13 protein-coding genes are annotated in these 12,298 nt (G+C 63.0%); 2 read left to right on the top strand and 11 right to left on the bottom strand.

Annotation, left to right across the window (positions count from 1 at the left end):
• Window positions 1–3: 3 nt before the first annotated feature.
• The 3 genes from QM596_RS17345 to QM596_RS17335 are packed head-to-tail and all read right to left on the bottom strand — an operon-like array spanning window position 4 to window position 2,411.
• Window positions 4–1,068, bottom strand: a complete 1,065-nt coding sequence (locus QM596_RS17345) for a maleylacetate reductase (protein ID WP_283309549.1) — start codon at window positions 1,066–1,068, stop codon at window positions 4–6.
• A 1-nt stretch (window position 1,069) separates the two neighbouring features.
• Entirely contained in the window at window positions 1,070–1,858 is a 789-nt protein-coding gene (locus QM596_RS17340) for a pirin family protein (protein WP_283309548.1), read from the bottom strand.
• A gap of 37 nt (window positions 1,859–1,895) precedes the next feature.
• Window positions 1,896–2,411 (bottom strand): VOC family protein, encoded by a 516-nt coding sequence (locus QM596_RS17335; protein WP_020906268.1) that lies wholly within the window; start codon window positions 2,409–2,411, stop codon window positions 1,896–1,898.
• A 111-nt stretch (window positions 2,412–2,522) separates the two neighbouring features.
• Here QM596_RS17335 and QM596_RS17330 point away from each other — a divergent pair, with 111 nt between their 5' ends.
• Entirely contained in the window at window positions 2,523–2,993 is a 471-nt protein-coding gene (locus tag QM596_RS17330) for a MarR family winged helix-turn-helix transcriptional regulator (protein ID WP_097387861.1), read from the top strand.
• Window positions 2,994–3,055: 62 nt separating this feature from the next.
• Window positions 3,056–3,874, top strand: coding sequence for a Cof-type HAD-IIB family hydrolase (locus tag QM596_RS17325; protein ID WP_141487766.1), 819 nt, complete (start codon window positions 3,056–3,058; stop codon window positions 3,872–3,874).
• Window position 3,875: 1 nt separating this feature from the next.
• Here the strand turns inward: QM596_RS17325 and QM596_RS17320 are convergent, their stop codons facing one another.
• From QM596_RS17320 to QM596_RS17285, 8 genes are all read right to left on the bottom strand, one after another.
• A complete protein-coding gene (locus QM596_RS17320) occupies window positions 3,876–4,763 on the bottom strand; it encodes an alpha/beta fold hydrolase (protein ID WP_003945464.1) in 888 nt (295 codons plus the stop codon).
• 225 nt (window positions 4,764–4,988) lie between these two features.
• A complete protein-coding gene (locus tag QM596_RS17315) occupies window positions 4,989–5,654 on the bottom strand; it encodes a hypothetical protein (protein ID WP_283309547.1) in 666 nt (221 codons plus the stop codon).
• A 122-nt stretch (window positions 5,655–5,776) separates the two neighbouring features.
• Window positions 5,777–6,541 carry an SDR family NAD(P)-dependent oxidoreductase gene (locus QM596_RS17310; protein ID WP_003945543.1) on the bottom strand — a complete coding sequence of 255 codons (765 nt, stop codon included), beginning with the start codon at window positions 6,539–6,541 and terminating at the stop codon, window positions 5,777–5,779.
• A 146-nt stretch (window positions 6,542–6,687) separates the two neighbouring features.
• Complete coding sequence (locus QM596_RS17305; RefSeq protein ID WP_003945931.1) at window positions 6,688–7,740, bottom strand: acyl-CoA dehydrogenase family protein; 1,053 nt, start codon at window positions 7,738–7,740, stop codon at window positions 6,688–6,690.
• Window positions 7,737–8,702, bottom strand: a complete 966-nt coding sequence (locus tag QM596_RS17300; protein WP_020906274.1) for an acyl-CoA dehydrogenase family protein — start codon at window positions 8,700–8,702, stop codon at window positions 7,737–7,739. Before QM596_RS17300 ends, QM596_RS17305 begins: the two co-directional genes overlap by 4 nt.
• On the bottom strand, window positions 8,699–9,859 hold the full coding sequence (locus tag QM596_RS17295; RefSeq protein WP_007734181.1) for an acyl-CoA dehydrogenase family protein: 1,161 nt from the start codon (window positions 9,857–9,859) through the stop codon (window positions 8,699–8,701). Before QM596_RS17295 ends, QM596_RS17300 begins: the two co-directional genes overlap by 4 nt.
• The gene (locus QM596_RS17290; RefSeq protein ID WP_283309546.1) at window positions 9,859–10,731 is read right to left on the bottom strand and encodes an enoyl-CoA hydratase; all 873 of its coding nucleotides are present in this window, start codon (window positions 10,729–10,731) and stop codon (window positions 9,859–9,861) included. Before QM596_RS17290 ends, QM596_RS17295 begins: the two co-directional genes overlap by 1 nt.
• Window positions 10,728–12,269, bottom strand: a complete 1,542-nt coding sequence (locus QM596_RS17285) for a FadD3 family acyl-CoA ligase (protein ID WP_019746946.1) — start codon at window positions 12,267–12,269, stop codon at window positions 10,728–10,730. Before QM596_RS17285 ends, QM596_RS17290 begins: the two co-directional genes overlap by 4 nt.
• Between the last annotated feature and the right edge of the window lie 29 nt (window positions 12,270–12,298).

Here is a 12,298-nt window from a genome sequence, read left to right as displayed (position 1 = left end):
TTCTCACCTGATGGCGGGTCGACGCCCGGACCAGGCGTTCTCGAGGAGTTCGCTCAGGCCCGGCGGGGTGATCTCACGCGGGTTCGGATACGCGGCGGAGGTGGCGAGTTCGACTGCATTTTCGATTTGATCGTGACTCATTCCCAGTTCTCGCAGAGTGGTCGGTCCGCCGCACGCGGTGACGAGGTCGAAAACGCCGGTAGCGGCATCGGATGCGCCCAGAGCAGTCGCTATTCGCGACATCACATCCGGGACAGCAGGCGCGTTGAATGCCATCGCGTGGGGGAGGACAACGGTGTGGGTGGGAGCATGCGGCAAACCGAAGCTGCCACCGAGGGTGTGGCACAACTTGTGATGAAGCCCCATACCGACCGTGCCCAAGCAGGTTCCGGCCAACCAGGCTGCTTGCAGTAGTTCGGCCCTACCTTCCAGATTTTTCGGATCATCGACAATGATCGGCAGCGCACGGGCGATCCCGGAGATCGCCTCGATCGCCATCGAGTCCGTGATCGGGTTGGACTCGGTGGAGTACAACGCTTCAACCGCATGCGCCATCGCATTGACGGCGCTGGTGACGGTGGTATCCAGCGGCAGATCGAGAGTGAGGTCGACGTCGTAGATGACGGTTTCCGGTCTGATGTGGGGAGAGGAGCGAGTTGTCTTGCGTCCGTTCTCTGTTTCACCCAACACCGGAGTGACTTCTGATCCCGCGTACGTTGTCGGAACGACGATCTGATCGAACCCCGCTCGTAGTGCCAGTGCCTTGGACAACCCGGTTGCCGAACCGCCGCCGATCGCGACGACCGTGTCGACGTGATGGTTCTCGGCAAGTCTCAGCGCGGCTGTCGTGACTTCGATCGGAGTATGCATCACAGCGCCGTCGAAGCGGACCACCGCCATGTCGCCGAGAGATTCGGTCACGGCGGCGGCAACCGCGTCGAGTCGACGACTTGCCAGCACCATCACTCGGCTACGGCCGCGCCGCCGCACTTCTTCGGCGATCGTATCGATCGTCCCTTGGCCGAAGACAATTCGAGCCGGTGAAGCGTCGTACGAGAAGGGCTTCATGTCATCCCTGCGAAACGGTGGCGTGCAATTCCCAGACGATGACCTCTGCCCCGGTATCGGAGCTGAGCTGCTGACCTCCACCGCCGGATACTCGCACCGCGTCACCTTGTTCGAGCACTCCGACGCCTTCCATGGCGGCCTGACCGTCGGCGACAAAAACATGCAGGAACGGTGCGTCCGGCAGGGTCACAGGTTGTCCGGGTTGCAGACGCGCAACGTGCATCGCGGCGTACTTGTTCTTGATCCGGATTGCCGAGTGATCGGCGTACGCGTCCATACCCGAGGCGACCGGAACCAACCCACCGGCAAGCAATTCGGCGTCGATCTCCAACTGCTCGTAACCGGGTGTGATCCCGGCTTCGTCGGGGACGACCCACATCTGGATGAAGTGAACCGGATCGCTGTGCTTGTGGGAATGCGCACCCGCCACATCACCGAGTCGCCACGAATCGTTCTTCTCCGAATGCAGGATTCCCGTTCCAGCGCTCATCCGCTGGGCAAGACCGGGGTAGATGACGCCCGAATGCCCCATCGAATCCTGATGTACGAGAGAACCTCTCAGTACCCAGGTGACGATCTCCATGTCCTGGTGCGGGTGGGTGTCGAATCCCATTCCGGGCGTGACGATGTCGTCGTTGTTGACCAGGAGAAGACCGTGGTGAGTGTTCTTCGGGTCGTAGTGATTGCTGAACGAGAACGAGTGCTTCGAGTCCAGCCAGCCGGCATTGGACTTGAAGCGATCCCCGGATCGACGGATATCGAGGTTCGGCTGCGACAGAGTGGAGGTCATGGTGTGCCTTCCGAATGGTGTGGGGGAGAGCAAGTTTTCAGAGGACGTGATTGCCGTACATCTCGCCGAGCGGGTCGGCGATCAGCTCGAGTCGAGCGCCGTCGGGATCGCGGAAGTACAACGAAACCTCGCTGTGCTCGATCAGTTCGACGCCGGCCTCGGTCAGTTGGGTGCGCAGCTTCGCCCACTTGGCAGGTTCGACGCTGATCGCGATGTGGTGGAGACCGCCGAGCACCTCTTGATATGGGCCCACGTCGAGACCCGGGAAGTCGAAGAAGGCCAGAAGGTTGCCATTGCCGATGTCGAAGAAGAAGTGCGACGACCCGGGATAGTCACGGTTCTCGATCAACTCGGTGAGTGGGAATCCGAGGAGATCCTGGTAGAACTTCACGGTTCGTTCGACGTCACTGCTGATCAGGGCCGTATGGTGCAGGCCGCGTGCGGTCGATGCGGGTCGTTTGTCGGCGGGGAGCAGATGTCGATCCCTGATCTCGGCCCGGCGTTCCTCGAACTGCACTGCGTTGTCGAACTGCACTGCGTTGTTGTCGCTCATGGCGCCCGCCTCTCGGTTGAACCTTCTCTTCGAACAGGTAGTTGACTGATCAACTACATTGAAAATAGATCATTTGATTTCGTTGTCAACTACTTCGGATATGCTGCTGTCATGGAATCGACGCGGTGGTTGAGCGACTCGGAGCAAACGGCCTGGCGGGCTTACCTGGACTCGACCCGACTGCTCCAGCGTGTTCTCGATCAGCAGTTGGTGCGAGACTCCGACATTTCCTTCACCGATTTCGAACTGCTGGTCGCTCTCGCCGAAGCGCCCGGCCGGCAACTGCGCATGAGTGAGCTCGCCGACGCTGTGATGGCTACCCGAAGTGGTGTGACCAGGGCCGTTAATCGATTGGTCGGCGCAGGGTGGGTGCGCCGGGTTGAGTGTGTCGACGACAAGAGGGGCGCCAATGCGGAGCTGACCGACTCGGGTGCCGACAAACTGGCGTCGGCAAGCCCGGCGCACGTAGCCGCAGTGCGGGAGGGCATGTTCGATCTGCTGAGCCCGCGAGATGTCGAGCGGCTCGGTGTGGTCTTCGGCGAGATGCGTCGGCACCTTCTCGAGACCCAGTCAGGTAATTGACAGAGCAACGGTCCACGTCACGTAGTTGGTGAGGGCTGCGAACGGACTGCCATCATTGTCTGGTGACCCGCATTCGTATCTTCGCAACCGACCTCGACGGCACCCTGCTGCGCTCCGACCGAACGATTTCGGCGCGCACCGCGCAGGCCATGGAGAACGCGCGGCTCGCCGGAATCGAAGTTGTGTGGGCGACGGCCCGCGCCCGGCATTCGGTACACACATTGGCGAACTCGTGCGGATTTCGCGGTAAAGCTGTGTGTGCCAACGGAGCTGTGATTCTCGACCTCGCCGACGGGACGCCGGAGATCGTCGACACCGTCTCGATCGAAATATCCTTGGCTGCAACGGCTATGGAGCAAGTTCGGTCGCTGGTTCCGGGCGTCGTGTTCGCGAATGTCGGACCCACCCAATTCTTCGCTGAGCCGGAGTACGCCGCTATGTGCGAGTTCGCGGACCATCACCGGCACCTGCACGAGATGGTGCTGGCCGACACCTTGCCGCTCGATGTCGAGCCGATGGTCAAGATCGTGGCCCGGCATGCGGAGGTTTCCAGCGCCGACCTGTACCGAACAGCCGTCGCTGCGGGCATCGAGGGCGTGGAGTTGACCCACTCCGGCGCCCCGTACATGGAAATGGCTGCAGCGGGCGTCTCGAAGGCCAGCGCTCTCGCGCAGTTGTGCGCGATCGACGGCATCGACGCGTCGGAAGTGGCCGCAGCCGGTGACGCCTTCAACGATGTTGCCATGCTGACCTGGGCTGGAACGGCTCTGGCGCCGGCCAACGCGAGAACCGAGGTCATCGAGCTCGCCGACCGAATTTTGCCCACGAACGACGAGGACGGCGTGGCGAGCTACCTCGAAGAGTTGGTTGCGGGGCGCTAGTTCAGCTGCTGACGGCCTTGGGTCCGGTGCCGATACCGACTCCGCAGTCCGTCATGAATTCGGAGAAGACGCGGTCGAAGCGATCCGGGTAGTCAAGGTGCGGGAAATGTCCGGCGCGCTTGAAGATCTCCACCCGCCCCAGCGGTAGTTCGGCGCGAGCGTTCTCGGTGTGGGCGTTGGGGATGATGGTGTCCTCCTCACCCCACACCAGTAGTGCCTGCAGATTCTTGAAGTTGGCGAAATGCGGAGTGGCATTGACGGTTTGACCGTTGTAATTGATGACCGATCGTGCCGTCGCCAGAAATGCCTGACGTGTCGACGCGTCCGATACCGAAGCGAAGCTCTTACGAGCCTCGCTCGCGCTGGCACCGAGCTTGAACAGGCCGATCTTGTTGAAAAGTCCGAGCGCTTTGTCGGTCACGTCGGTCAGCGTCCTCGACGCGAGGACGGGAAGTACCAGTTCGCTGCCGGGCAGTGTCGCCGCGCGTAGGAGTGGGCTCACCTCGGGGCCGAGTCCACCGCTGGCTACCAGGCACAGCCGCTCCACCCGGTCGGGGAACAGATACAGCGTCTGCATCGCGATCCCACCACCGAGGGAGTGGCCGACCAGGGTGGCCGACGGAATGTCGAGGGCTTCGAGGAGGTCACGCACAGTGGCGGCGTGAGCACTGAGTGAATAGTCGCCGGCAGGCTTGTCCGACGCACCGTGTCCGAAGAGATCAGGGGCGATCACGCGGTAATGACGCGAGAGCGTCTCGATCTGCGGTTCCCAGTTGGAGTGCGCGCCCAGCAGGCCGTGAATGAGCACCACGACGGGGCCACTGCCTTGGTCGACGTATTTGAGCTGGTCGCCGTGCAATACAACCGTCTGTAATTGGTCGGTTGCCATGATTGAACCTTTCGGAGCCGCCAGTGTCTGTGGCTGCTCGCGTGTTGTCGGACCGCACCCGCCCCGACGCGGATCCACGGGTATTTGTGACCGGGAGTAACCCCAGTTCCCTCAGTATGCCCATCGAGGGGGTCGATGTCGTGGCCATCGGGCGTGTTGTGACGAACCGTGAGCCGTCGGCTGAGAGGAGACGTACAACTCACCGCCGCGTGTCGGCGCCGTTGATCAGGCGAAATCGACCAGTTTGCCGAAGGTGAGGTTGATGTCCCACGGTGTGACGCCCCACGTCTCGATCGCTGAAACCGCGAAGATTCCGGCAGCCTCGATGGTGTCCTGTGAGGCTGGTGCCGACACCGAAACGCCGGATTGGTCGCTCGGAACCTCCGGCCAGACGCCTGTGCCCACCGGTGCAGGGGTTGCCTCCATGACTGCGTTGGCCAGGCCCGATTCGTCGACGGTCGTGAAGAGGCAGTTCGGCTCGTGCGGAGAATCCCACCCGCCGAGTTCCGCGAGCCAGAATTCGCCGCGTCCAGCAGCGGAGATCGCGATCGACGCGAGTACCGATTCGAGATCTTCCCAAGCGTCGCCGGTCGGGGAGGACGCGTCGGTGAGCTTGAACGGTGCGGCGAGGGCAGTGCTGTCCGGGGAAGCGAAGCGCGGCTGCACAGTGAGGGCCTGGGTCTGGGTATCCAGAAACGCAACTTCTCGGAACTTGTTGTCCGGCAGAGCAGTACGAGCTACGAGGCCGCGTCCAAGCAGTGTGCCGAGAGCGGCGGGATCGTCGACGCTCCACAAGCGGGTCTCGTCCTCGGACCAGGTGCGAATCATTCCGCCGACGACAGGACTGATCAGCACGGGCTCGAGGTTTGTACTGCCTGTTGATTCGCTCACCGCTGGCTCCCCACCGCACGTCGTACCGTCGGACGGGTTCCGGGCGGCCAGACAAGTATGCCGCCTCGCTGCTGTGCGCCTTTATTAACCGCCGGGGGTTAATAAAGGCGCACAGCAGGGGATCACATATGCGTGCCGCCGTCGATGCGGATTTCCGTTCCGGTGACAAACGAGCCGTCCTCGGAAGCGAGCATCGCGATCACACCGGCGACCGCGGACGGGGGCGCGAAACCCTCACCGATTGCCGGGGCAAGCTTGCCGAGCAGCGTGAAGTCGATGTCGGCCGGGAAGCCGGGATCGGACGTCATGCCCGACGCGATGCTGCCGGGTGCGACGGCCACGGCGCGAAGACCCTGCTTGCTGTACTCGAGTGCAAGTGCGTGCGTAAAGGATTGGATTCCACCCTTCGACGCCGCATATGCCGTCATGTACGGGTGGGCGAAGGTCGCCGAAGTGGAACTGAAGTTGACCACGACACCTGCTCCGCTTTCGAGCAGTGCCGGGAGGGATTCCCTCGTCATGAGGAATGTTCCGGTGAGGTTGACCCCGATTACGGTGTTCCAGAAATCGAGTGTCATCTCGTGGGTGTGCGCGGAGCGCAGAATGCCCGCCGCATTGACCAGCACGTCGAGCCCGCCCAGAGCCTTGATCGCAGCGCCGACCTGTTCGCGAACAGACTCTTCGCTGGAGATGTCGACCTTCACCGTGGTGAGGCGATCGGAGTGGCCGGCGTCCTTCGCGGCGTTCAGCGTCTGTTCGAGGCCGGTCTCGGAAATGTCGGCGGCGACGACGGTGCCTCCTTCTGCCAGGATGCGGGCAACGGTGGCCTGGCCGATTCCGGACCCTGCGCCGCTGATGAGGACGCGCTTGTCGTCGAATCGATTCACGAGAAAACTCCGGTCTGTGAGATGGACAGCTGTCTGGTGACCGATTCTGCGTGATCCAGCCGCATAAATCTGCGGTTCATTCCACTGACTGGGCAGCATCGGTGCTTGTTCGCCCGGGATTGCGAGCGAACAAGCACCGATGTGTCTTAGAGACCCGCGGCCTGAGCGAGGCTCGGCAGGTAGGTGCTCGGCTGTCCGAAGAGCTGAGCGCTGCCGTGTGCACGCTTGAAGTACAGCTGAGCGTCGTGCTCCCAGGTGATTGCGATTCCGCCGTGCAACTGAACTGCTTCGGAGGTGATCTGCTGCAAGGCTTCCGAGCAGTAGACCTTTGCAACCGCCGCGTCGTCGGCCGACTGCGTCGCCACGGCGGCGTACGTCATCGACCGCGCCGTCTCGACCAACGTGTACATGTCGGCCATCCGGTGCTTGAGGGCTTGGAAAGAACCGATCGCGCGACCGAACTGCTTGCGCGACTTGGTGTATTCCACGGTCTGTTCGACGATCGCTGCGGCCGCTCCGACCTGTTCAGCTGACAACGCGATCAGAACGACGGTTCGAATGCGATCGACCAGATCTTCGGACCACTCCAGTGGCCGACCACGAACACCGGAGAACGTGACCTCCGCCAGCGTTCGCGTCGGATCCATGGTGGGGACGCGTCGGCGGGAGACGCCCTCGGCCGCGGGATCCACTTCGTAGAAGCCGTCGGCCGTGAGAACGAGCAGGGTGTCAGCGACGTGTCCGTCGAGGACGTACGACGCCGTGCCGGTCAACGCATCCTCGGTTGCCTCGACGCCGAAGGTGCTCCAACCCGCAGCCCCTGCCCAGCACAGGGCGAGCGTGCTCTCTCCGGACGCGACACCGGGCAGCAGTCGCGAGCATGCGTCGTTGTCACCGGAAAGCAGCAGTGCCTGTGCGGCAAGAATCGCCGAACCCAGCATCGGTGAGGGGGTCAGCGTGCGGCCCAGTTCCTCCTGGACCACATGTACTTCGCCCAAACCTGCTCCGACGCCGTCGAACTCCTCCGGAATCGCCAGCGCGGCGACGCCGATCTGCTCGCACAGCTTGCTCCACAACGCGGCGTCGTAGCCGATCTCGGTGGTGATGGCAGCGCGGACGGCAGCGGAGTCGGAATGCTTGCTCAGGAGATCGCGTACCGACGCACGTAGTGCTGCCTGGTCTTCGGTGTCGATGCTCATGATGCAACCAGCGCTTCGACGACGCGCGCACGATGCTCGGACGGTGTGCCCCAGGCGGTGAGCAATGCTCGTACCTTGGTGAGCCACAGTGAGAGATCGTGTTCCATCGTGTAGCCGATGGCGCCGTGAACCTGGAGTCCGACGCGGGCGGCCTTGTAAGCAGCATCCCCGCACGCGACCTTGGCGGCAGAAATGTCACGCGAGGCGTCGGCCGACTGATCGCGAACCGACAGAGCGGCACCGTGGAGCAGGGGGCGAGCCATTTCGAGCGAAACCGCAACTTCTGCCAGGTGGTGCTTCATTGCCTGGAACTGTCCGATGACCTTGCCGAACTGCTTGCGCTGCTTCGCGTATTCGGTGGTGACCTCGAGCAGTGTCTGGCCGAGACCTTGCAACTGCGCGGCAGTGGCAAGAGCGCCCATGTCGAAGGCTGCGGAGAAGTCGGCGGAGCCCAGCGATTCGCCGGCGGAAACTTCGTAGAGCTTGCGGGAGAGATCCACCGATGCCTTGGCTTCGCCAGGGACGCCGAGTGAGACGGTGCCGTCCTGCGCGAGTAGAACCAGATCGACCGCATTGGCGTCGAGCGCGAACGGTGTGCGCGGGGGAGCGGCGACGGTTGCCAGCGAACCCTCGGCGAGAGCAGAGAGACGTTCCGGTGCAACGGAAGCCAGGAGCGTCGGTGCTACTGCGATGGTCTCGACGACCGGTCCGGGTACTGCGTGCCGACCGAGCTGTTCGAGTGCAACGACCAGGTCCACGGCGTCGGCGCCGAGTCCGTCGTGTTCTTCGGAGATGACGAGGCCGTTGACGCCGGTCTCGGCAAGGCGCTGCCAGAGCTTCTTGCCCGGCTCGGTGTCACCGTCGTTCCACGAACGGATGACGGAGGGCATGTCGGACTTGGTCAGCAGTGCATCGATGCTTGCAGCGAAGTCCTGGTGGGAGGAGTCGAGCGCGAATCTCATCGGTCCGCCTTCGGTAGGCCGAGCAGACGCTCAGCGATGACGTTTTTCTGAATCTCGTTGGTGCCTGCGTAGATCGGGCCGGACAGGGAGAACAGGTATCCGTCCATCCAGTTGTCGGCCAGCTCGGCTTCAGGGCCCTGCAGTTCGAGAGCAGTCTCGTGGGTGGCGATATCCCACTCAGACCAGAAGACCTTGTTGATCGAGGACTCGGCGCCGAGTTGTCCACCGTCGGCGAGACGGGTGACGGTACCGAATGTGTTGAGCTGGTAGGCGCGAGCGCCGATCCAGGCGTCGGCAACCTGGTTACGCAGAGCGCTGTCGTCGGTTCGTCCGCTGGACTTGTACAGCTCGAGCAGTCGGTCGACGGTGGCGAGGAAGCGGCCGGGGCTGCGCAGCGAGAGGCCACGCTCGTTGCTCGCGGTGCTCATCGCGACGCGCCAACCTTCGTTGACGTTGCCGATCACACCCGACTCACCGGGGTTGGCCGGGTCGTCCGGCACGAAGACGTCTTCGAGGAAGATCTCGGCGAAGCCGGGCTCGCCGTCGAGTTGATCGATCGGGCGAACGGTGACGCCCTTCGAGCGCAGGTCGAACATGAAATACGTGATGCCCTTGTGGCGCTGCGCATCCGGATCGGAGCGGAACAAGCCGAAGCCCCAGTCGGCGTAGCTTGCGCGTGAGCTCCACGTCTTCTGACCGTTGAGCAGCCAGCCCCCGTCGACCTTCTTCGCACTCGAACGCAGGCTCGCGAGGTCGGAACCGGATTCGGGCTCGGACCAGGCCTGGGCCCAGATGTCGTCGGCACGAGCCATGCGCGGCATGATGCGAGCCAACTGCTCGGCATTTGCATGCTCGAACAGTGTGGGAGCCAACAAGAAGATGCCGTTCTGGCTTACGCGCCCGGGTGCGCCCGAGCGGTAGTACTCCTCCTCGAAGATGACCCATTCGAGCAGGGACGCATCACGTCCGCCGAGTTCCTTGGGCCAGGAGACGACGGCGTAGCCGGCGTCGGCGAGAGTGTGCTCCCACTGACGATGCTCTTCGAAGCCTTCGGCGGTATCCATCGACTTCAGGGGAGTGGCGGGCACATTCGCCTCCAGGAACGAGCGGACCTCGTCACGGAATGCGGTTGTGGCGTCGTCGAATACGAGATCCACTAGTTTGTTCCTTCCTGCGGTGCGCGAGCACTGGCAGCCATGGCTTTGGCGTCGAGACCACCAAGCGAGTCTTTGCCGACCTCGGCGTTGTGAGCGTGAGCGAAGTGATGCAGACCGAAGACGGAGTCGATGCCGTTGCGCATCCCCATCTGATCCTCGCACTGGTTGACGGCCTTTTTGGTCAAAGCCAGTCCGAAGCGCGGCATCTCGGCGATACGTCCGGCGAGCTCGAACGTCTCCTTCTCGAGATCCTTGCGGGCGACGACGCGATTGACCATGCCGATTTCGTAGGCGCGTTGCGCGGTGAACCGATCGCCGGTGAAGAGCATTTCCTTCGCGAAACGTGAACCGACCATCCACGGGTGCGCGAAGTATTCGACGCCGGGGATGCCCATGCGGACAACGGGATCGGAGAAGAAGGCGTCGTCGGCCGCGACGATCATGTCGCAGACCCAGGCGAGCATGAGCCCGCCGGCAATGCAGGCGCCTTGCACCATCGCGATGGTGGGCTTGGGGATCTCCCGCCAACGGCGGCACATGCCCAGGTAGACCTCCATCTCGCGGGCGAAACGCTGGTCACCGCCTGGCTTGTCGACGTGATCCCACCACATGGTGGCCTTGTTCTCGTACTCGACGTGATGGTCGCGTCCCGGAGTTCCCAGGTCGTGTCCGGCGCTGAAGTGAGGTCCGTTGCCTGCCAGGACGATCACTTTCACGTCGTCGTCCTCGACGGCGCGCTGGAATGCCGCGTCGAGGGCGTACGTGACCACCGAGTTCTGGGCGTTGCGGTAGTCGGGTCGATTCAAGGTCACGACGGCGACCGAGTCACGAACCTCGTAGATCACGACGTCGGCTTCGAAGGGAACGGTCATGATTGTTCCTCGCGCAGAACCGTTTTGAGGACCTTGCCCGAGGGGTTACGGGGCAGGTGATCTACGAAGCGCACCTCGCGGGGCACCTTGAAGCCTGCGATCTTCTCCTTGAGGAAGGCGATCACCGACTCTTCGGTGAGGCCGGCACCGTCGAGTTGGGCGATGTAGACGCGGCCCACCTCTCCCATTCGGTGATCGGGGATGCCGATGGCAGCAGACTCGTGGACGCCGGGCAGGCGAGCCAACATGCCCTCGATCTCGGCGGGGTAGACGTTGAATCCGCCGCTGACGTACATGTCTTTCAGGCGGTCGGTGATGTCGAGATAGCCACGCTCGTCGAGGGTTCCGACGTCTCCGGTGTGCAACCAGCCGTCGGCGTCGATTGCCTTGGCGGTGGATTCGGGGTCGTCGAGGTATCCGAGCATGACGTTCGGTCCACGAAGCAGGATCTCACCCTGGTCGCCGATCTTGACCTCGAAATCGGCTGTCGCGCGGCCGGAACTGGTGGAGACGGTGACCGGGTCGTCGTCGGTGCGGCACATGGTCGCGACCACTGCCTCGGTCAGACCGTATGCCGTGAGGACGGCGTCGAAAAGCTCTGCCTGCATGCGCTCGACGAGAGCAACCGGAACGGGTGCTGCGCCAGTGATCGCGATGCGGAGCGAGGACAGGTCGTATTCGCTGCGGCGGGGGTGATCGAGAATGGTCTGGTAGATCGTCGGGGCGCCAGGCAGGATGCTGATCTTTTCGCTGTTGACCAGGGCAAGAGTGTCGTCGATGTTGAAGACGGACACCGGCACGATCGTCGCGCCGTTCAGCAGGCAGACCAGGATTCCGGCCTTGTACCCGAAGGTGTGGAAGAACGGGCTGATGATGAGGAAGTTGTCGTCGGCGGTGACCTCGGCGCATTCACCCCACGACTTGGCGACAGCAATGGACTGACGATGCGCGGTGATCGCACCCTTGCTGCGTCCTGTGGTGCCGGAGGTGAAGAGGATGTCGCTGACGTCGTCTGGCTGCACCTTCGCAGCACGCGCATCGGCTTCGGTGCGGGCGGCGTCGGTGGCGAGCGCGAGGAAGTCCTCGAACTCGATGACGCCGTCACGGTCGTCGTCCCCGTCGATCGGTACCTGGATGACGGTCGGGATCGACAGGTCCGGGTTGGCGTCGAGCAACTGCTGATAGCGATCGGCCTTGAGGAACGTGCCGACGACCACCAAGGCCGCGGCGTCGACGCGCTCGATGATGTCGAGAGCTTCGGTGCCGGTGTATCGAGTGTTGATCGGGATGATGGCCGCGCCGGCATATTGAGCGCCGAGCAGGGCGATCACCCAGTGGTACGTGTTGGGCGACCAGATGACGACGCGATCGCCTGCCTTCACCCCACGGTTGATCAGCGCGCCGGCGAAATCGCGGACACGTTGATGTAGCTGTGCGAAGGTCAGTCGGGTGTCGCCATCGGCGATAGCCGCGCGCTCACCGAACTCCTCGGCGGCCCGGATGAGGGCTGATGGGATGGTTCTCGGTTGTTCGGTCACTGGACTCCTACCTGACACGCTACCTAGCA

The organism is Rhodococcus sp. IEGM 1406 (assembly GCF_030056745.1).
Classification (GTDB): Bacteria; Actinomycetota; Actinomycetes; order Mycobacteriales; family Mycobacteriaceae; genus Rhodococcus_F; species Rhodococcus_F erythropolis.
The sequence above is the reverse complement of the archived record's forward strand: the minus strand, read 5'-3'. Positions and strand labels throughout refer to the sequence as shown.